The 18,912-nt window shown below is 67.6% G+C and carries 18 protein-coding genes and 1 pseudogene; 5 read left to right on the plus strand and 14 right to left on the minus strand.

Going from position 1 to position 18,912, the window contains the following annotated elements:
- Positions 1 to 74: 74 nt before the first annotated feature.
- From tal to VGK20_17755, 10 genes are all read right to left on the minus strand, one after another.
- Positions 75 to 1,232 (minus strand): transaldolase, encoded by a 1,158-nt coding sequence (gene tal, locus VGK20_17710; protein ID HEY2775883.1) that lies wholly within the window; start codon positions 1,230 to 1,232, stop codon positions 75 to 77.
- Between the two features lie 5 nt (positions 1,233 to 1,237).
- Positions 1,238 to 1,714 carry an RpiB/LacA/LacB family sugar-phosphate isomerase gene (locus VGK20_17715; protein ID HEY2775884.1) on the minus strand — a complete coding sequence of 159 codons (477 nt, stop codon included), beginning with the start codon at positions 1,712 to 1,714 and terminating at the stop codon, positions 1,238 to 1,240.
- On the minus strand, positions 1,711 to 3,762 hold the full coding sequence (gene tkt / locus VGK20_17720) for a transketolase (protein HEY2775885.1): 2,052 nt from the start codon (positions 3,760 to 3,762) through the stop codon (positions 1,711 to 1,713). Before tkt ends, VGK20_17715 begins: the two co-directional genes overlap by 4 nt.
- 84 nt (positions 3,763 to 3,846) lie before the next feature.
- A complete protein-coding gene (locus VGK20_17725) occupies positions 3,847 to 5,049 on the minus strand; it encodes an ATP-binding protein (GenBank protein ID HEY2775886.1) in 1,203 nt (400 codons plus the stop codon).
- Between the two features lie 274 nt (positions 5,050 to 5,323).
- On the minus strand, positions 5,324 to 7,663 hold the full coding sequence (locus tag VGK20_17730; GenBank protein ID HEY2775887.1) for a fatty acid cis/trans isomerase: 2,340 nt from the start codon (positions 7,661 to 7,663) through the stop codon (positions 5,324 to 5,326).
- 151 nt (positions 7,664 to 7,814) lie between these two features.
- Positions 7,815 to 8,546 carry an SDR family NAD(P)-dependent oxidoreductase gene (locus VGK20_17735; protein ID HEY2775888.1) on the minus strand — a complete coding sequence of 244 codons (732 nt, stop codon included), beginning with the start codon at positions 8,544 to 8,546 and terminating at the stop codon, positions 7,815 to 7,817.
- A 35-nt stretch (positions 8,547 to 8,581) separates the two neighbouring features.
- The gene (locus VGK20_17740) at positions 8,582 to 8,983 is read right to left on the minus strand and encodes an MAPEG family protein (GenBank protein ID HEY2775889.1); all 402 of its coding nucleotides are present in this window, start codon (positions 8,981 to 8,983) and stop codon (positions 8,582 to 8,584) included.
- The gene (locus tag VGK20_17745) at positions 8,980 to 9,648 is read right to left on the minus strand and encodes a TetR/AcrR family transcriptional regulator (GenBank protein ID HEY2775890.1); all 669 of its coding nucleotides are present in this window, start codon (positions 9,646 to 9,648) and stop codon (positions 8,980 to 8,982) included. The genes VGK20_17740 and VGK20_17745 overlap by 4 nt, the downstream gene beginning before the upstream one ends.
- A gap of 173 nt (positions 9,649 to 9,821) precedes the next feature.
- The gene (locus VGK20_17750) at positions 9,822 to 10,433 is read right to left on the minus strand and encodes a glutathione S-transferase family protein (protein ID HEY2775891.1); all 612 of its coding nucleotides are present in this window, start codon (positions 10,431 to 10,433) and stop codon (positions 9,822 to 9,824) included.
- An 89-nt stretch (positions 10,434 to 10,522) separates the two neighbouring features.
- Positions 10,523 to 11,419 carry an LLM class F420-dependent oxidoreductase gene (locus tag VGK20_17755; protein ID HEY2775892.1) on the minus strand — a complete coding sequence of 299 codons (897 nt, stop codon included), beginning with the start codon at positions 11,417 to 11,419 and terminating at the stop codon, positions 10,523 to 10,525.
- Positions 11,420 to 11,835: 416 nt separating this feature from the next.
- Between VGK20_17755 and VGK20_17760 the strand changes: the two genes are divergently transcribed.
- Positions 11,836 to 12,912, plus strand: coding sequence for an AI-2E family transporter (locus VGK20_17760; protein HEY2775893.1), 1,077 nt, complete (start codon positions 11,836 to 11,838; stop codon positions 12,910 to 12,912).
- 3 nt (positions 12,913 to 12,915) lie between these two features.
- Here the strand turns inward: VGK20_17760 and VGK20_17765 are convergent, their stop codons facing one another.
- Together VGK20_17765 and VGK20_17770 are read right to left on the minus strand one after the other, a co-directional pair.
- A complete protein-coding gene (locus VGK20_17765) occupies positions 12,916 to 13,842 on the minus strand; it encodes a hypothetical protein (GenBank protein ID HEY2775894.1) in 927 nt (308 codons plus the stop codon).
- 158 nt (positions 13,843 to 14,000) lie between these two features.
- The gene (locus VGK20_17770; GenBank protein HEY2775895.1) at positions 14,001 to 14,309 is read right to left on the minus strand and encodes a hypothetical protein; all 309 of its coding nucleotides are present in this window, start codon (positions 14,307 to 14,309) and stop codon (positions 14,001 to 14,003) included.
- Between the two features lie 146 nt (positions 14,310 to 14,455).
- On the opposite strand from VGK20_17770, the gene VGK20_17775 reads away from it, so the two are divergent.
- A complete protein-coding gene (locus VGK20_17775; protein HEY2775896.1) occupies positions 14,456 to 15,133 on the plus strand; it encodes a FecR domain-containing protein in 678 nt (225 codons plus the stop codon).
- Between the two features lie 39 nt (positions 15,134 to 15,172).
- On the opposite strand, the gene VGK20_17780 is transcribed toward VGK20_17775, so the two are convergent.
- Positions 15,173 to 15,682 (minus strand): hypothetical protein, encoded by a 510-nt coding sequence (locus VGK20_17780; GenBank protein ID HEY2775897.1) that lies wholly within the window; start codon positions 15,680 to 15,682, stop codon positions 15,173 to 15,175.
- Positions 15,683 to 15,698: 16 nt separating this feature from the next.
- The gene (locus VGK20_17785) at positions 15,699 to 16,994 is read right to left on the minus strand and encodes a hypothetical protein (GenBank protein HEY2775898.1); all 1,296 of its coding nucleotides are present in this window, start codon (positions 16,992 to 16,994) and stop codon (positions 15,699 to 15,701) included.
- Between the two features lie 181 nt (positions 16,995 to 17,175).
- On the opposite strand from VGK20_17785, the gene VGK20_17790 reads away from it, so the two are divergent.
- From VGK20_17790 to VGK20_17800, 3 genes and pseudogenes are all read left to right on the plus strand, one after another.
- Positions 17,176 to 17,751 (plus strand): XRE family transcriptional regulator, encoded by a 576-nt coding sequence (locus VGK20_17790; protein ID HEY2775899.1) that lies wholly within the window; start codon positions 17,176 to 17,178, stop codon positions 17,749 to 17,751.
- Positions 17,748 to 18,275 (plus strand): annotated as a pseudogene (locus tag VGK20_17795) (GNAT family N-acetyltransferase). Before VGK20_17790 ends, VGK20_17795 begins: the two are co-directional and overlap by 4 nt.
- Positions 18,276 to 18,353: 78 nt before the next feature.
- Positions 18,354 to 18,884, plus strand: a complete 531-nt coding sequence (locus tag VGK20_17800) for a nuclear transport factor 2 family protein (GenBank protein ID HEY2775900.1) — start codon at positions 18,354 to 18,356, stop codon at positions 18,882 to 18,884.
- The last annotated feature ends 28 nt before the right edge of the window (positions 18,885 to 18,912 follow it).

The following is an 18,912-nucleotide window of genomic DNA, read 5'->3' on the forward strand; positions in this document are numbered from 1 at the left end:
ACCCGCGCAGCCTTCTCACCCGCCGCGCGCGTCGTCACCGCCGCCCGCAGTGCACCTCGCCCGCCGCCGCGTCGTCAGCCGCCCGCCGCCGCGCTACGCCGGGATCCGCGCTTGGCCTCGAGCCCGTCGAGAAGCTTGCGGTACGCATCGACGAACTTCTGGACACCGTCCGTCATCGAGAAATTGTCGGTGATGTCGGAGAAGTCGATGCCAAACTCGGCCAGCGCCGCGATGTCCATCTGCGCCTGCTCGATGCCGTGGGTCAGCGTCTCCTCGGGATGACCGTGGTCGAGATAGGCGTCCATCGTCGCCGGAGGCATCGTGTTGACGGTCGGGCCTCCGATGAGCTGCTGCACGTACAGGATGTCCGAGTAGGCCTTGTTCTTCGTCGACGTGGACGCCCACAGGCAGCGCTGCTCGCGCGCTCCGCGCAGCGCGAGCGTTTCCCAGCGCGGCCCGCTGAACAGCTCGTGGAATTTCGAGAACGCGAGCTTCGCATTGGCCACCGCGATGGCGCCCTTGAGCGACTGCAGGCGGCGCCGCCGCGCCGGCTCTTTCTCCCTGGCCAGCGCGGCGTCGATACGATGGTCTGCCTCGGTATCGATGCGCGAGACGAAGAACGACGCGACCGACGCGACCGTGGCCGGATCGCCGCCGGCGTCGACGAACTCGCGCAGCCCGGAAAGGTAGGCTTCCGCAACCTGGGCGTAACGCTCCACCGAGAAGATCAGCGTGATGTTGATCGACTTGCCGATCGAGATCATGCGGCGGATTGCCGGGATTCCTTCGGGGGTGGCGGGGATCTTGACCATCAGGTTGGGACGGTCGATCTCGCGGTGGTAGCGCTCGGCCTCGGAGATCGTCGCAGCCGTGTCGGACGCAAGCAGCGGATTGACCTCGATCGAGACGTAACCGTCGTGCCCGCCGGTGGCCGCGTAGACGGGTCGCAGCACGTCGCAGGCCTCGCGGATGTCCTCGACCGCGAACGCATCGAAGATCTCCTCGTTCGACAGGCCTTTTGCCACCATGCGCTGGAAATCGGCGTCGTAGGCATCGCCTTCCGATAACGCCTTCTGGAAGATCGACGGGTTGGAGGTGACGCCGACGACCGCCTTCTCCTCGATCAGCCGTTTGAGCGTTCCGCCGCGGATCATGTCGCGGCTCAGCTCGTCGCACCAGACGGAGACGCCGAAGTCCTTGAGACGAAAGAGCGGGTTTCTTTGATTCGACATGGCTGTCACCTCACCGGTTCGAAAATGCCGGCACGCGCGTCGTGCTCGAGGCCGGCAACTTTGTCCAGACGCCGCACGTGACGCGGCAGGTTCGAGAATTTCGCGCCGAGGAACGCCGTCGCGACGTCCCTGGCCAGGAAGGTGCCGATCACGCGGGCACCGAGGACCAGGACGTTGGCATTGTCGTCCTCGACGCCCTGGCGCGCCGAGAACGTGTCGTGGCATACGGCGCCGCGCGCGCCGGGAACCTTGTTGACGGCGATGGACGCGCCGACGCCGGAGCCGCAGACGAGGATGGCGCGCTCGGCCTGGCCGCGAAGCAGCGCCAGCGCGACGGCGCGCGCAGAATCGGGATAGTCGTCGTCGGGTTCGGGCGCAGCTTCGCTCAAGTCGATCACGCCGTGGCCGAGCGAGCGAACCAGCGCGACCAGTTCCTTCTCGAGGTCGTATCCTGCGTGGTCGCTTGCGAGGGCGACGTTCACTTTTTCGCCCGCACGAGCTTTTCGGCCCGCCGAGCGACGTTGTCGGCGGTGAGGCCGAACTTTTTCATGTTGACCGGGCCCGGCGCCGATGCACCGAAGCGGTCGATGCCGATCGACGCGCCTGCGCCGCCAACGTAGCGGTCCCAGCCGTACGTCGAGCCCGCCTCGATCGACACGCGCGCCTCAATGGAAGGCGGCAGCACCTTGTCGCGGTATTTCGACGACTGGGCATCGAACAGCGTCGTCGACGGCATCGAAACGACGCGGGCGGGAATCTTCTTCTTCGCCAGCAGCGCCTGGGCCTCCAGCGCCACCGAAACTTCGGAGCCGGTCGCGATCAGGATCACGCGCGGCTTTCCCTTCGGCGGATCCGACAATACGTAGCCACCGCGCTCGACCTTCATTGCTTTCGCATAGCGGGCAGGGTCGAGGATCGGCAGGTTCTGGCGCGTCAGCACCAGGCCCACCGGCCCGTGCGTGTGCCCGATCGCGACTTTCCATGCCTGCGCCGTCTCGTTGGCGTCGGCCGGACGGATCAGCGTCATGCCGGGCATCGCGCGAAGGGAGGCCAGGTGCTCGATCGGCTGGTGGGTGGGCCCGTCCTCGCCGAGACCGACCGAGTCGTGGGTCCACACGTAGATGACGGGGAACTCCGACAGTGCGGCCAGCCGCACCGACGGCCTCATGTAGTCGGAGAAGATGAAGAACGTCGCGCCGAACGGCCGCACGCCGCCGTGCGCCGCCATGCCGTTGAGCGCAGCTCCCATCGCGTGCTCGCGCACTCCCCAGTGGAAATTGCGCCCGCTCGATTCGCGAGAGAAGTCGGCTTCGCCCGGGACCAGGGTGTCGGTCGACGGCGCAAGGTCGGCCGAGCCACCGGCAAGGGCCTGGTAGCGCGACGAGATCGCACAGAGGACTTTTCCCGATGCCTTGCGTGTCGCGAGCTGGCCATTCTTTGCGTCGGTGACGGCGAACGACGGAATCGCTTCGTCCCAGCCCTTCGGAAGCTTGCCCGCCATCGTGTCTTCGAACTCCCGGGCAAGGCCGGGGAATTCTTTCGAATAGGCGTCCAGGCGCTTCTTCCAGTCTTCGCGATTTGCTGCCGACGCTTCGCCGGCGCGCCGCCAGTGCGCCAGCGCGGCGTCAGGCACGACGAACGATTCGTCGGGATTCCAGCCGAGCACCTGCTTGGTCTCGCGCACTTCTTCGGTGCCGAGCGGCGAGCCGTGCGCGTCGGCGGTGTCCATCTTGTGCGGCGCGGGATAGCCGATGTGAGAACGGCTGATGACGAGCGACGGGCGCGTCGTTTCGTCGGCGGCCTCGCGGCAGGCGCGCTCGAGAGCGGCGATGTCGTTCGCGTCGGCCACTCGCGTCACGTGCCAGCCGTACGCCTCGAAGCGCCGCGCTACGTCTTCGCCGAACGCCAGCGCCGTGTTGCCCTCGATCGTGATGTGGTTGTCGTCGTACAGCAGATTGAGATTGCCGAGGCCGAGGTGACCCGCCAGCGACGCTGCTTCGGAAGCGACGCCTTCCATCAGGTCGCCGTCGCTGCAGAAGCCCCACGTCTTGTGGTTCACGATGTCGTGTCCCGGACGGTTGAAGCGCTGGGCGAGCAGCTTCTCGGCGATCGCGAGGCCGACGGCATTGCCGACGCCCTGGCCAAGCGGCCCCGTCGTCACTTCGATGCCGGGAGTGAGGCCGACCTCCGGATGCCCAGGCGTAATCGATCCCCACTGGCGGAACTGCTCGATGTCGTCCAGCGAAATCTCGTAGCCGGTAAGATAGAGCGTCGAATACAGCAGCATCGAGGCGTGGCCGCACGAAAGCACGAAACGGTCGCGGTCGGGCCACTTCGGATGCTTGGGATCGTAACGAAGCACGCGCGTCCACATCACGTAGGCGGCGGGGGCAAGGGCCATCGGCGTTCCGGGGTGACCGGAGTCGGCCTTCTGCACGGCGTCCATCGCCAATGTGCGGATCGTGTCGATGCAAAGGCGGTCGAGGTCCTGCACCTCGGCCGGGGCCGGGCGGCTGGCTATTGCAGTCATGGGGTTCCTCTGGCGCCGACGCCGAGTTTCGTCAAGGCTCGGGCCCCCGGCGTCCGGACCCTGCCGCGCCGCAATTGGAAAGTTCTAGGGAAGCTCGCCCGTCCAGCGCTCACCCCCAGCCTCGTCGTCCTCCGCCTTCGCAAGAACGTCGAGCAGGCGCCGCGGCGTGACCGGCTTCACGAGATGATCGTCGAAACCCGCCCCGCGCGAGCGCTGGCGGTCCTCGGGTTGTCCGTAACCTGTAAGCGCAATCAGGCGACCCGAGCCCGTCGACTCGCGAATCAGTCGCGCCAGCTCGTAGCCGTTGAAGATCGGCAGGCCGATGTCGATGAACGCCAGGTCGGGCTGCAGGTTGATCGCCATTCGCAGTCCTTCGGCGCCGTCGGCCGCCTCGAACACTTCGTGCCCTTGTCGCTCGAGAAGAACGCGCAACATCTGGCGCGCGTCGTCGTTGTCCTCGACGATCAGGATGCGCCGGCTAGTGGCCGACGGTGCGGGACCGTACGACGGTGCCGTGCCGGCGACGTCGGCGACCGGAAGGCGCACCGTGAACACGCTGCCGCGCCCCGGACCTTCGCTCGACGCCTCGACGCTGCCGCCGTGCAGCTCGACGAGCATGCGCACGAGCGTAAGTCCGATGCCGAGGCCTCCTGCGACGCGGTCGGCCGTCCTCTGGCTCTGCACGAAGAGGCCGAAGATCTTCGGCAGCGCCGACGGCGCGATGCCGACTCCCTCGTCTTCCACGCGCAACGAGGCCTTCTCGCCTTCGTCGCGAACGATGATGCGGATGCGCCGCCCCGCCGGCGTATACTTGATCGCGTTGCCGACCAGCTCGAGGACGATCTGCTCGAGGCGTTGTGGATCGGCATCGACGCTCACTTCGTCGGCGTCGACTTCGATCACGTGCCACGCGGGATTCATGCCGGCACGCAACAGGTCGAGAGCGCGCTCGACCGCTTCGCCGAGAATCACCGGCCGCCGTTCGAGCGCGATGTCGCCCGCGCTGGCGCGGGCCGTGTCCATCAGCTCGTCGACGAGTCGGGCCAGGTGCGCGACCTGGCGCTGGATCACCGACTCCGGAAGCGTGCGTTCCTCGTCGCTCCTGGCGACCGCCAGCAGCTGGGCAGCACTGGAAATCGCGGCGAGCGGGTTTCGAAGCTCGTGGGCCAGCAGCGCGAGAAAATCCGCCTGGGCGTGGTTGACGGCGCGGGCCTGCTCGAGCAGCTCTCCGTGCACGCGCGAGTTGTGCTGACGCGCGAACTCTTCCTGTGCGATGCCTCTCTCCATGAAATCCGGAGCGTCATGCTTGCGCGCGCCGCAGCGGCCGACAAGACGGGCCTCACCCGCGTTCGCGCTTTTTTCCGCATGGGTACACCCGGACGAGGCAAATCCGGCGTGCTGGCGACAACCCCACGCGGTCTGGGAAACCCGCAGCGATCGTTCCCGGAGGTCCGTCGATGCCGAGAATCCTCGCCGTTCTCGTGGCCGCGCTGCTGTCTGCCCCGTGTGCGACGTTCGCGTCGGACCAGGACGACATCGTGGACGAAGCGCCCGCCCGTTCTCAGCGGTTCTCGTAGCGCCCGTAGTCGAACAGCCCTGCTTCGATCGGCGCGCTCCTGCGATACGCGGCGATCAGAGCGTCGCTGACCGGCCAGAAGCGCGAATCGGTGCGCCGGATCCCGAAACGGGCCATCAGCGCAGCGTAACCGCTCTCGTCGTGCAGGGCGGCCACGGCATCGGCGAATGCCGGCAGGTCGGCGGCATCGACGACCTGGAACGCATTCGGATATGCGCCGAGGAATCCCTCGACGACAGTGACCGTGTCCTCGGCCGGCAGCCGGTTCTTCTCTCCGCTGAACATCTGCGAGATGTTCGAGTACGCGTTGTTGTGCAGCAGCGTATAGTGGTGCTCCTGGCCGCCGGCGACGACGACGGTGAGGAAAGTCACCTCGGGAAGGATCGACGTCCCCTCGCCGTGCAGCGATCCCAGGCGCGCGAGGCTGGCGCGCTCGGTGCGCGGCAGGCCGCGAATCGGCAGGTCGTAGCGGTGGTCCAGCACCGGGGCAAGCTTCTTCTGCATCATCGAGTAGAGCTGCGGCAACGGATCGCCCGCGTGGTAGGTGATGCCGGTTTCGTGCGCGAAGAACGCCTTTTCGCCCTGCAGGTACTGCTTCACGTCATCACTGGCGCCGCGGTACCAGTGGTCTCGCACAGCGTCGCGGCTGGCCAGCGGCAGAAGCGCGAGGAAGTTCGACTCTCCCTCCATGCGCAGGAAGTCCATGTACATCCGCGTCGTGACCTGGTGGCCGACGTTGCCATAGACGTCGTAGCCGGCCACCAGCAGGTAGTGGATCCTCTCGAGCAGCGAATAACCCACCACCCACGCCGTCTGCGGCTGGCCGAGGAGGCCCTGGACCACCGTGGCGCTGTCGAAGTGACGGAACACCGTCAGCGCGGCGTTGTGATTCTTGCCGTCGCCGTCCCACAGCAGGCCGAGAGTGGGTGAGTGGCGAGGACCGAAGTGTGCATTGAGGAAGTCGGTCTTTCCTTGCAGGTACGACGTCTCGGAGCGGGAGTACTTCTTCCACTTCAGCAGCGGCAGAGAGTCGGCGTCCTCCGCAGGCAGCACGACACGATCGAGCACTTTGGCCAGGTCGTCGGCGCCGAGCTCGAGCTGCTCGGCCTCCGGATTCACGAAGACGACCCAGAAAAGGTCGTCGATCACGTTGAGCGCGACCTGGCCGCGGCAGACCGGCCCCTTGATGAAGTTCATGATCGTGAACTGCGCTTCCTCGAGCATCAGGCGGTAGCGCGAACGGATCGGCAGCTCGCGGAACGCGACGAAAGGATTGGACGCGACGTCGGGCTCGTACGACGGAAGGCTCGTCACCTGGTAGTCGGGATCGAGGAAAAGCCCGCGCAGCCACTTCATCCTGGCGGCATCGAGCGCATACGGCATGTGCGTCTTGACGACCAGCGTGTCCTCGACGCGACGCAGGCGGTAGTAGATGCGCCCGGCGCCCGGATCGTCGTAAGGCCGCCGCGTCGCGATGATGCGAATCGGCGTGCCCGGCGGCGTGCTCGAGCGCACCAGGTCGAAGTATTCGCCCGGCGCGAGATCGTCGAAATAGAGGTGGGCCAGGTACCAGTGCTCGAAGATGTACCGGCTCATCAGTTTTTCTTTCAGGCTGTCTCCGTTGAGAAAGGCCTCCCACTCGCCAACGTGCCGGAGCTGCGCGTCCGGCAGCGCGGGAGGCGGCGCGTAAGGCGCACCGGCCTCGACCCAGCCGACCAGGGTGCGGTACTCCGCTTCGCTGAGCTGGGGCATTCCAAACGGCATGCCGAGCTCGGGGAGGTCTTTTTCGAGCTCGTCCACCTGCTCGATCGTTGCGCACTGCTGGGCGCGGTCCAGCGAAAAATCGTAGCGATCGGCAGGAAGGATCCCGGACTCCGGCGCGTGCCGCCTTTTGAGATCGAGCAGCCGGCACATCACGCTCGCCGCGTGGTTGGCTTGGGTCGAAGATGCGCGCTCGTTCAGCACCGGATGAAAACCACGCTCGCGCCACTGGCGGTTGCTCAGCGCGTCGACGTGGAGTCGCGTCGGCGCCGTTTCCAGCAGGCGCAGCGCGTAGACCTGCTCGGTAGTGCCGCCGCGGGTGATCCCGTCGTACGAGGAGAGCTTGAGCTGGCAGGGCGCGTCGTAGCAGGCGTGGCAGACGACACAACGAGCTGCGAATACCGGCTGCACCTTCTCCCACGCCGCGCGTGCGGCGGCGGAAGAGGACCCGGTGTCGAAACGGGCCGGATCAGCCTTGCCGTACAGGGAGTCCAGATGTGCGGTGACTCCGGACGAGCAGCCCGCAGCAGCCAGGAGCAGAGAGAAGACGAAGCAGCGAATCATCGCCGCGGTGTAGCGAATTTGGCCGAAGAGGCGAAACCGGCACCTGCGCGCGCTTTCCCGGATCGATCGGAATTCCCAAAAAGCGCGACGCGCGCGGCGGCGGCGGTAACCGGCCAGAACGTGGCCCGCGACAACCGGGGTTCGCTTCGATCTACCAGCTCTCCGTCCACGGCCGCACGTCGATCTCGTGAGTCCACGCGCTGCGCTGCTGGCAGTGCAGCATCCAGAAGCTGTCGGCGATCGCATCGGGATCGAGCATGCCGTCGGCTCCCTTCTCCGCTTTCGCGTGCGGAAGAAACGTGTTGACGCGGTCGCCGTCGATCATGCCGTCGACGATGACATGGCCGACATGGATCCCCTGGGGACCGAATTCCCGCGCCGCCGACTGGGCCAGCGCCCTCAGCGCCGCCTTGGCCTGCGCGAACCCGCCGAAATTTGCGCGCCCGCGAAGCGAGGCCGACGCGCCGGTCAGCAGCAGCGTGCCGCGGCCTCGCGGCAGCATGCGCTCGAGCGCCGCCTTCGCGAAGAAAAATCCGCCGAGCGCGCCGGTGCGCCACATGCCTTCGAGGAACTCCCGGTCCATCGCGAGGAAGCCCATCGGCCAGTTGCCGCCCGCGTTGAAAACCGCGACCTCCAGCGGCGCCTCGGCCGCGTCCGCAGCGGCAATCGCCGATCGCACGAGTTCCTCGTCGGTGACGTCGCCGACGACTTCGTGAACGACGCCTCCGGCGGCGCGGATCTCCGCAACGGCCGTGGCCAGCTTCTCCGACGAGCGGCCGATCACGACGACGCGAAAGCCTTCGCGCGCAAATCGCCGCGCGATCGCAGCGCCGAGACCCCTGGCCGGCCCAACTCCCGAAACGACAGCGGTGCATCCGGACATCGCTCTACCCTCCTCGCGCTGCGCGCCGGCGTCCGTCAGGCGACGAGCGCGATGATCATTCGCGCGATCAGCAGGATCTGGATCGTGAAGAACGCAGCCCTCACTTGCACCATCACGTGGTTAACGCCGACCACGTGAACGACGCTCTGTGCGACCCTCGCATAGAGCACGTACGCCATCGACGCATCGGCAACACCCGGTTTGCCCAGCACGTACGCCGACAACACGACGGCAGCGACGACGGGCAGGTTCTCGACGCAGTTCATGTGCGCGTGCTCGGCGCGGCGAACCAGCGCGGGAATCTCGGTCTGGCCGCCGCGCGTCCACGAAGCGGCGTTACTTCCGCGCATGACCATCGCGGTGCGGTAGCCGACGTAGATCGACATCAGCACGAGGGTCCAGGCGGCGAACAGGAGCAGGGCGGTGATTCCGGTCATCGGGTTCCTCCTTTGGCGGTCTTCGGATTCATGGTCGTTCCATTGCTTTGCGTGCGCGATGCGCGCCGTGGCACCTTCGCCGCGTGCGGCCCGGCGATGGGATTCCTGCTGCCCTGCACGCTTTCGATCGCTGCCCGGTACATCGAGCGAAGCGCGCTTCCGACTTCGTCCAGGGCGCGCGCCTCGCCGGCGGCCCGGCAAAGAATCACGCCGCCCTCGATCGACGAAACCGTGAGCGTGGCCAGGCGCCGCGCTTCCGCGCGTTTTACACCCTGCCGGGCCAGCACACCGGCGATCACGGTGTTCCACGACGCGAACACCCGCGCGGCGGTACGCGCGAGCTGCGGAGCGTCGCGCCTCGATTCGGCGACGATCGCGACGACCGAGCAACCGGCACGATAACCGGTCGCCGCGAGGTTCTGCTTCCACGCTGCAACGAAGCCGTCGAGCATCGCCACCGCGTCGCCGCTCGAAGCCAGCATCGCAAGGCCCTGCTTCACCATCTGTCCCGTCGCGACGAGCACTTCTTCGGCCAGCTCGGCCTTGCCGCCCGGGAAATGGTGATAGATCGCCCCGCGCGCCACGCCGCTGTGCGCGTTGATCTCCCTCAGGCCCGTGCCGCTGTAGCCGTGCTCGCGGAACAGCTCGATCGCGCTGCGGATCATGCGCGAACGGCTGTTTTCCTCTGCCGGCGACGCCCGCGACGCTGCATCCGCCGGCGTCGCAGGCGATGCCGAACGCGCCGCCGCGGCCGGATCGGCAGCCCGCGGCGGCGCACTCGTGGCCCTCGGCCTGCGGCGCGCGGCCGGCGGCGCCGTATGCGCCGCCCGCGCTTTCATCAGGCCGCTGCGCTCGGGCGCTTCTGGAACTCGCCGTGCCAGCGGTGGATGTTCTTGAGTCCCGGATCGAACTGCACGCCGGCGAACGACGAGAAGGCGAACGCGGCCCACATCGTGCAATCGGCGATCGACGGCTTCGAGCCGGCCAGAAACGCACTGGAGCCGACACGCGCATCGAGCACCGCCAGGTTGGACGCCAGCCGCGCACGCGCATTGTCGGCAGCGTCGGCCGACTGCTTGACGCGTCCGGCGAAGAACGGGCTCGCGTTCTGGAAGATGGTCCCGATCATCGCCATGACGCCGAGCTCGCAGATCCTTTCGGTCTCGCGGGCGCGCGCCCGTTCGATCGGCGTCTTTCCGATCATCGGCACCTCCGGATGCAGCTCGTCGAGGTACTCCATGATCGCCAGCGATTCGGTGAGGTGGGTTCCGTCGTCGAGCTCGAGCACCGGCAGCCCCATCAGCGGGTTTTTCTTCGCGAACTCGGGCTGGCGATTCTCGCCGGCCATGATGTCGATGTTGTGGTACGGGATCTTCAGGCCCTTTTCGGCGCAGAACACGCGCACTTTCTTCGGATTCGGGGCGCCGACGGCGTCGGTGTAGATCTTCATGTCGTTCTCCTCTCTTTCTTTGTTGGCGATCGTGGCTCGGTCGACGTTCGTTCGCGTTCTTCGCGTGACGGGCAGCGTTTCGTTGCAGATCAGCGGTCCGGATTTTTCTTTTCGATGAGCACTGCCGCCAGCGCCCGCCACTGGCCGACCGGCACTTCGTCGGGACTGGCGGACAGTGCCTGGATGCAGACATGGTCGGCGCCGGCGGCAAGGTGCTGCTCGATGCGCCGCGATACACTCGCCACGTCGCCCCACGCGACGATCGCATCCACCAGCCGGTCGCTTCCACCGTCGGCGACGTCCGCGGGGCCGAATCCGAGGCTTTCGAGGTTGCGCACGTAGTTGGGCAGGCCGAGGTAGGTCTGCATGTGCAGGCGCGCGATCTTTCGCGCCGATTCGGGGTTCTCGTCGAGGACCACCGCCTGCTCGGCGGCGAGCAGCTTGCCGGCACCGAGAATGCGCCGCGTTCGCGCGGTGTGCTCGGGTGTCACGAAATACGTATGCGCGCCGTCGGCGCGCTCGGCCGACAGCGCGAGCATCTTCGGATGCAGAGCACCGAGCACGCGCTGCGGGGGGGACGCAGGAGCGGCGCCCGCGTAAAGAGACGAATCCATCGCATCGAGGTACTGGCGCATGAACGCGTACGGCTGGCGGAAGTCGTGGCCGCGAAGTCCCTGGACCAGCGGCTGGTGGCTGACGCCGATCCCGAGCAGGAAGCGACCGGGATACGCTTCACCGAGGGTTTTCTGCGCCGCAGCCATCGCCATCGCATCACGCGCCCAGATGTTGGCGATGCCGGTCGCGACGACCAGGTGCCTGGTTGCAGCGAGCAGCAGCCCCGCGTGCGAGAAGGCTTCCTTTCCGAGCGCCTCCGGGATCCACAACGCGCCGTAGCCCAGCTCCTCGACTTCGCGCGCCGCGTGCTGCGCGCGCGAGGCCGGCAGCGCGTCGAGGTGATGCCAGATTCCTATGCGACCGATCTTCATGAGACCCTTTTCACCCGAGTCCCGGCGGCCAGCGACATTGCGCGGCGGCGGCAGGATTAGGACAGTCGTCCTAACACGGGCTTCTAGGCCCCGGAGCGCTCGGCAGTCAAGCTCTTTCTGTAGGTCGCCGCGGTCGTTGCCGGCGTTCCGCGTCGCGCTGCGTGCGGCGCCCGTCACCAGGAGCGCGCGAAACGCGCGCAGTCGCTGGAGTCGCGGCGTGGGGCCCCACCACTGCCGTTCCCTCGCATTTTTTCCGTGAACCGATCCGTTTTGCGGCGCCGCCGCGACGGGGCGGGGGGCGCCCGGCGCCGGATCGGCCGGCGCCGGCGGCCGGTGCAGCGCGACCTTTCGCGAAATCGGCGGGCCATGCGCACACTCGACCGGCACGGGCAGGCATCCTGCCGTGCGAGCAAGCGATGGCACATCGTCCGGCAGGCGAGCTGACGCGTTCGACACTGCAGATCCTGGCCCTCGGCCTGCTGATCGTCACGAGCTTCTGGATCCTCCAGCCTTTCCTGGCGGCGCTTACGTGGGCGACGACGATCGTCGTCGCGACCTGGCCCCTGCTGCTGGCACTCGAGGGTGCCATGGGCGGCAGGCGCGGCCCGGCCGCCGCGACGATGACGGCGCTATTGCTGATGCTGGTGCTGGTGCCGCTCATCCTCGGCACAACCGCCCTCGTCAGCCACGGCGCAAGCGTCGTCGAGTGGACGAAATCGCTGGCTGCGGTGACGATCCCTCCACCTCCACCGTGGCTCGCATCGATTCCGGTCGTGGGTGCCAAGGCTGCGGCGCGCTGGAGCCACTACGCTTCGCTCACCCACGAGGAGATTGCCGCCCAGCTTGCGCCCTACGGGCAGGCGGCGGCGCTGTGGATCGCAGCCGAGGTGGGCAGCATCGCGCTCGTCATCGGCCAGTTCCTGCTGACGGCGATCATCGCCGCCGTGCTGTACGTGCAGGGCGAGGCAGCGGCCGCCGAGATCGAGCGCTTCACTGCGCGCCTTGCCGGCGAGCAGGGCATCCGCGCGGCGCACCTGGCGGCCCAGGCCGTGCGCGGAGTCGCGCTCGGCGTCGTCGTCACCGCACTGCTGCAAACGGCGATGGTCGCCGCAGGCTTCCTCGTCGCCGGCATTCCTTTCGCAGCGATCCTCATCGCCGTCTGCTTCGTGCTGAGCATCGCGCAGATCGGGCCGGTGCCGGTGCTCATCGGTGCCGTCATCTGGGTCTGGATGAACGAACCCGTCGCGTGGTTCGCGGTGTTTCTTGGCTGGTGCATCCTGTGCGCACTGGTCGACAACGTCGTGCGTCCGGTGCTGATCCGCCGCGGCGCCGACCTGCCGCTCGCGCTGATCTTCATCGGCGTCATCGGCGGCCTTCTTGCGATGGGTGTGCTCGGGCTTTTCGTCGGCCCCGTCGTGCTGGCCGTGTCCTGGACCCTGCTCGACGAATGGCTCGCTGCCGGGGAAGCCGCCACGGGCGCAACTTCGGACTGAATCTCAGGGGGCTCCCACGCACTGGCCGCTGATGCAGACGGCGCAAGGGGCCTTGTGCAGCAGGTCGCACGGCTCGCAGCAGTCGGACGTCTGCGTGCAGCCTTCCTGGAAGAACGGAATGCACGACACGCAAAGCGCAGCCGGTCCCGCGCAGCAGGTGGTCGTGCCGGCGCTGACGCAGATGCAGCCGTGCTCGCAGACTCCGCCGTTGCAGATGTCGACGGTGCAGCCGTTCGAATCGTCGCAGTCGGCGTTGGTCGCGCACGTCGGCGGCGGTTGCGGCAACGTGGTGGTCGTCGTCGTGACCGACGACGCGCACGACGGCGTGCACAGCTGATTGGGCTCCGGGCACGGCACCCCGGGCGAGCACGCCGCGCCCGTGCAGAGGCCTTCGATCGTGTCGAAACATCCCGGCGTCGTGCTGCAGTCACCCGGCCTCGAAGAGCAGGTTCCGGCGGCCTCGCGCCAGCAGTCGTTCGGGTACGTCTTGCCGTCGCAGCCGCACACCGGAGCGTAGACATCGGGGCAAACCTGCGGCTTTTGCGTGCAGGTACCGCCGGCGGTGTCGCAGGTCGCGACGGGGCACTGGCAGAAGAACCCGGCGGCACAGTCGGCGTCGCTTCCGCAGCTCGTGCACGTCGCGGTGCCGCCGCTCGTTGCCGACAGGCAGGTCGCCTTGGCCTCGGTCATCACGGCACTGCGGCACGAGCGCGAGAGCAGCCCTTCATCGATGGCCGTCATCACGACGCCGCGAACGCAGCGAAGGTACGGTGCGCCGCGGTGGAAGCTGCAGCAGTTGCAGGTTGCCGGGACGCTCGATTCGACCGATGCGACTCCCGCGGCATCCGTGTCGGCGTCCCCGCAGGTCGCCAGGGCTGGCGCGGAAAACGCCAGAAGAACGCAGGCAGCAACGAGGGCAACGGCACGCATGGACAATCCTGCGACGATGCTTCTCCCGCGCAGCGGCGCCGTCAACTCCTGGGGCCGCCGATTGCGCGGGCGGCCTCGATTGCCGCGCAATTGCAGGTGGCCGCCCCAGACAGCCATGCCTCCTGCCAAGCCGCCGATGGGGGACGTCCGCTGCGACCTCACGGCTCGATGCAGGTAATCGTCGCCGAATCCTTGTCGGTGACGTAGTTGCCGGTGCCCGGCTCGGCGCCCTCCATGCTCTGCGTGAACCGGTACTTCGTGCTCGGTCCGGTGGACGGCAGCGGCCACAGGACTGGGCCCACCGTCGCTTCGGAGCGATCCGTCAGCGCATACAGCGCGTCGTGGTACAGTGGGGCGAGATCGAAGTTTCCGCCTGCACCGCGAATCGAGCCGCTGTACGAGTAGACGTCGACGTCGGAGCTGTGCGGGTCGGTTCCCGGGGCGAGGCTTTGTTCCCCGTGCGACAACGCAGCGGTACCAAAGGGATTTCCCGCATACGGCGGCGCAGGCGGCCCAGCCGCCGGCCGGCCGGACCTTCGGACAGGGTCACAGCCCGCGGCGCGTCTCCCGCGCCCAAACCTGATACTCTGTGTCCCACTCCGTGGATGTCCGCATGACGCAGGATTTGAGATCGCGCGCACCGCTGCGCCCGCTTTTGTTCTGGTTCGCGCTGCCGGCCCTCCTGTTCGCATCGTGCAGCCAGCCTCCGTCCGGCGGCAGCACCGAGGCGGTAATCGCCACGATGGCGACAATCGATGCAATTGAAGGAGAGGCGTACGTCGTGCACGGCGGTGCGAGCACCGCCGCCGCTGCCGGAGACTCGCTGGTAGCCGGTGACGGCATCCAGACCGGCGCAATCGGAAAAATGAGCCTCAAGCTGAGAGACGACTCGGTGCTCGCGATCGGGCCGAGCACTCGCGCCAGTCTCGATGAGCTCGTGATCGACGATCGGTCGCGCAGCGGCCGCATCCGCGTGCTGGTCGGAAAGTTCTGGATGCACGTGACGAAATGGACGGGCAGCGGAGAAAGCCGCTACGACGTGTCGACGCCGAGCGCGGTGGCCGGAGTGCGCGGCACGACGCTGTGGGGCGATACCGGCGTCGATACGATCTGCGCTCTCGAAGGCAGCATCGAGGTGCGGAGCCTGAAGCAGGGATCGCTGGCTCCGGCAACGCTCGAGACAGGTCACTGCGCATCGGAGCTGAGCCAGGGGCGGCTCACGCCGGTCGCTCCCGCTCCGGAGCAGATCCGCAAGTACCTGGACGAAGTGCTGATCGGGTCGCAGCCCTGACTCGCGCAGCGTCGCTCCGGGTCGTGATCGCGCGCCGCGCTACGGAAGGTCCATCACGAGCTGCAGCCGCACGCTGCGCCCCGGCGGACGGATTTTCATCGCGAGCGGAAGAGTGGCCGCACACTTCGCGACGTCGGCGCGGGCGCGCTCGCGATCTTCGTCGATGCCGCGCGCAATCTGCCTTCCGTCCGGCGAAAACGTGACATCGTAGACGAGGCGCATGCTCGCCGGATCGGGCGACGAAGCCACCGACGGCTTCCAGCAACGCTCGACGACGAGCTGCTTGTGCGCGGCCATTGCGCCGGCGGCATCGGTCCGGGCGCGGCGGATCGCGCGGAGGATCGCCTGCTGGGCTTGAGGTGCGAGCGCGTCCTGATGCGCAGCGGCCGCGTCGGTGCGCGCAGCGGCGACGGCGTCGTCGGCGCGTCGGTGACGCGGCGACGGCGGCGCACCTGCGGAAATGGACGGTGTCCATTGCGTCGCCACGAGCAGCGTCAGCGCGCCGCCCGCGACAAACGCAACCGCGATGGCAACGCGCGAACCGGACATGCGGGGCATCGGCTCCCTACATCACGACGACGCTGACGTAGCCCTGGTCGTTGCTGTTCCACGAGCTCGGACCGACCAGGCCGTTCTCGTAGCCGCACATGCCGAACTCGTACTGGCCGGTCGCGAGGGACGGGAAGGTGCCGCTGACCGAGAACGTCACGCGCGTGTCCTGCGGCACCCGCAGGTCGAAGATGCCGTTGCCGAGCGTGCTTGGAGGGCCGGGATCACCCGACAGGTGGTAGCACGGGTAGATGCGCAGGTTCTGACCGCCGCCGACGTTCGTCGATCCGAACGCCTTGCTCGCAGTCACCTGCACCTGCTGGCCGCTGGTGACGCTGGCCGACGCGAATGTCGTCAGGAACGCGATCGACGACGTCGGAGTCGAGCCGCCACCGTATGTCGTCGTCGTCGCGGAAAACGGCGAGCAGGTCACGGTTCCGTCGTCGGCGACGCCGGCGATGCCCGAGCCCGCGGCGCAGCCCGACGAAAGGCGAAGCTGGACCTGCGTGTCGTCGACGTCGCTGCTGCCGATCGAGCCGTCCTGGATGTCGGCGCCGGTGAGCGACTCGTCCTGCACGTCGGAGCCGGTGAGCGACCCGTCCTCGATGTCGCTCCCGGTCAGCGATTCGTCGGCAACCTCGTTCGAGCCGATCGATCCGGCGGCAAGGTCCGCGCCGGTGAGCGAGCCGTCGGAGACGTTGGAGCCGGTGATCGTCGAGGCAGCGATGTCGGTGCCCGTGATCGTTCCGTCGGAAATGTCGGCACCGGTGATCGATCCGTCGGCGATCTGGGTGCCGGTGATGGAGCCGGACTGGATGTCGGTGCCGGTGAGCGAGCCGTCCTGGACGTCGGCGCCGGTCAGCGAGCCGTCGGCGACGTTCGCGGAGCCGATCGAATCGGGCGCCAGGTGCGCTCCGTCGACAAGACCCTGCTCATCGGACAGCCGCACTCCGGGCGTGCAGCTCGGCAGCCAAACCGAGCACGGCGTCGAGACTCCGTCGTCGAGATAGATCGAGCAGCCGGCCGGAGGAGTCTTCGACCCGAGCGACGACGGGTCCTGGATCTGGCAAGCCTTGGCGATGTCGCCGGCGATGCAGGTCGCGTCGTTGAAAAACGGATTCTCCTCGGCGCCCGAATACGCGCCCCACAGCAGCGGACCGGCGATACCGCCGGCGTCGACGTAAATGATGCCGGTCTTCTTGTCGATTTTGGCTTTGCACTTCTCGAGCGCATGAGCGCTCGGGCTGGCGGCAATCACGACGGCGGCCGAAATTCCTGCACGAAGCAGGACCTGGCGAAGCGATGCGTTCATGGGCTTCTCCCCCTGCGGCCGGACAACGCGGATTCTGGTGGCCCGCGCGCGCCGCGACACTCCCGGATAACTCCCGCGCCGGGTTTACACCAGAGGCGAATCCCGGGTCGCCCGCGGTCCGGCAGGCCGGAAGTCGATCTTCTATTAGACTGGATGCTAGTTTCCGCTATACTGGATCACGATGGAGATCCGGGAACGCATTGCGGCCACGCTGCGCGCTCTCAGGGCCAGGCGCGGCTATTCGCTCGAGCAACTGGCCGGGCGCAGCGGCGTCAGCCGCTCGATGATCTCGCTGGTCGAGCGCGCCGAGAGCGATCCCACCGCCGTGGTGCTTTCCAGGCTCGCCGACGGGCTGGGCGTTCCGCTCGCGGCACTGCTGGCCGACGAGGCGCCGGGGCCCGCCCCTTCGCCGCTCTCCCAACGCGCCAACCAGGTCGTGTGGAAGGACCCGGAGTCCGGCTACCTGCGACGCAGCATCTCGCCTCCCGGCTTTGCGTCACCGCTCGCGATTGCCGAAGTCACGTTCCCGCCCGGACGTCGCGTCAGCTTCGACAACATCGCGCGCGGCAGCGCCGTTGACCAGCAGGTCTGGATGCTCGAGGGAGCGATGGAGGTCATCGTCGGCGACAGCACCTTCGTGCTTCACGAAGGCGACTGCCTTGCGATGCGACTGGATCGCCCGACGACGTTCCGCAATGCGTCGCGCAGGAGCGCGCGTTATGCGGTCGTCGTTGCCGGTGACGGAGGCAACCCATGACGACGGCAGCGCTCCGCATCCGCCGGCTCGACGAGCGCGAAGCTGCCGCAGCCGTGCCGGCGCTCGCCCGCATTCTCGTCGACTGCGTCGATGGCGGCGCCTCCGTCGGATTCCTCTTCCCTCTGGCGCGCGACAAGGCGGAAGCGTTCTGGCAGCGAGCGGTCGCAGGCGTCGCGGCGGGCGAGCGTGCGCTGCTCGTTGCCGAGGAGCCGGGCGAAGGCATCATCGGCACCGTGCAGCTGGTGTGGTCGCTGCCGGAAAACCAGCCCCACCGGGCAGACGTCACCAAGCTGCTGGTCCATCGGCGCGCGCGGCACCGCGGCGTGGCGGCAGCACTGATGCACGGGCTCGAGCAGGCCGCTCTTGCCGGGGAAAAGACCCTTCTCGTGCTCGACACCGTCACGGGCGCCGATGCCGAACGTCTCTATCTGCGCCTGGGCTGGCAACCGGTCGGGGTCATTCCGGGTTATGCGCTGATGCCGGACGGTGCGCCCTGCTCGACGACGGTTTTTTTCCGCAACGTCGCGCCGTCCTCGCGCGCAGCGCGCGAGGACGGGACATCGCCACTGGACCTGGCTTTGCCTGGCCTCTACAACTCCCCCATGCCGAGCTGGCCCATTGCCGAAGTCGAAGAAGCGTTTCGCAATTACTGGCGCACCGGTGCAGTCGGAGAGAACTGGGACGCGTGGGCGGATCTGTTCACCGAGGATGCACTCTACGTCGAGCACGTGCTCGGCAACCGCAACGGTCGCGAAGAGATCCGCCAGTGGATCAAGCCGATCATGGCGCAGTACGGCGAGCTGTACACGGTCTACGAGTGGCACCTGGCCGATCCGTCGGGGCGCGTCGTCGTCTACATGCAGAACCGTCGCGATCATCCGTCGGGACACGGCGTGCTGGATTTCCCGGGAATCACGATCCTGCAATACGCGGGCGGCGGAAAGTGGTGCCTCGAGGAAGATTACTGGGCAATGCCGGCGGCGATGCGCGCCACCGAGGACTATGCGGCCGCGCGCGCGAAGCACGATCCGGCCCACAACGAAAAACGCACCCGTGGTGACTGGGGCAACGGTCCCGACTGGACGCGCGGCGCCGCGACGTACTGGGCAGCGCATCCGAAAATAGACGCCTAGCAGGTTGCGCCGCGATCGCGCGACGGCA

This window comes from Candidatus Binatia bacterium, assembly GCA_036493895.1.
Taxonomy (GTDB): Bacteria; Desulfobacterota; Binatia; order UBA1149; family CAITLU01; genus DATNBU01.

Bases quoted from the DNA above. Each gene is read 5' to 3' on its own strand.
- VGK20_17740 (HEY2775889.1), bottom strand. From the start codon at position 8,983: ATGACCGGAATCACCGCCCTGCTCCTGTTCGCCGCCTGGACCCTCGTG.
- VGK20_17790 (HEY2775899.1), top strand. From the start codon at position 17,176: ATGGAGATCCGGGAACGCATTGCGGCCACGCTGCGCGCTCTCAGGGCC.
- VGK20_17800 (HEY2775900.1), top strand. From the start codon at position 18,354: ATGCCGAGCTGGCCCATTGCCGAAGTCGAAGAAGCGTTTCGCAATTAC.
- tkt (HEY2775885.1), bottom strand. From the start codon at position 3,762: ATGACTGCAATAGCCAGCCGCCCGGCCCCGGCCGAGGTGCAGGACCTC.
- VGK20_17780 (HEY2775897.1), bottom strand. From the start codon at position 15,682: ATGTCCGGTTCGCGCGTTGCCATCGCGGTTGCGTTTGTCGCGGGCGGC.
- VGK20_17745 (HEY2775890.1), bottom strand. From the start codon at position 9,648: ATGATCCGCAGCGCGATCGAGCTGTTCCGCGAGCACGGCTACAGCGGC.
- tal (HEY2775883.1), bottom strand. From the start codon at position 1,232: ATGTCGAATCAAAGAAACCCGCTCTTTCGTCTCAAGGACTTCGGCGTC.
- VGK20_17755 (HEY2775892.1), bottom strand. From the start codon at position 11,419: ATGAAGATCGGTCGCATAGGAATCTGGCATCACCTCGACGCGCTGCCG.
- VGK20_17735 (HEY2775888.1), bottom strand. From the start codon at position 8,546: ATGTCCGGATGCACCGCTGTCGTTTCGGGAGTTGGGCCGGCCAGGGGT.
- VGK20_17725 (HEY2775886.1), bottom strand. From the start codon at position 5,049: ATGGAGAGAGGCATCGCACAGGAAGAGTTCGCGCGTCAGCACAACTCG.
- VGK20_17750 (HEY2775891.1), bottom strand. From the start codon at position 10,433: ATGAAGATCTACACCGACGCCGTCGGCGCCCCGAATCCGAAGAAAGTG.
- VGK20_17730 (HEY2775887.1), bottom strand. From the start codon at position 7,663: ATGATTCGCTGCTTCGTCTTCTCTCTGCTCCTGGCTGCTGCGGGCTGC.
- VGK20_17760 (HEY2775893.1), top strand. From the start codon at position 11,836: ATGGCACATCGTCCGGCAGGCGAGCTGACGCGTTCGACACTGCAGATC.
- VGK20_17765 (HEY2775894.1), bottom strand. From the start codon at position 13,842: ATGCGTGCCGTTGCCCTCGTTGCTGCCTGCGTTCTTCTGGCGTTTTCC.
- VGK20_17775 (HEY2775896.1), top strand. From the start codon at position 14,456: ATGACGCAGGATTTGAGATCGCGCGCACCGCTGCGCCCGCTTTTGTTC.
- VGK20_17785 (HEY2775898.1), bottom strand. From the start codon at position 16,994: ATGAACGCATCGCTTCGCCAGGTCCTGCTTCGTGCAGGAATTTCGGCC.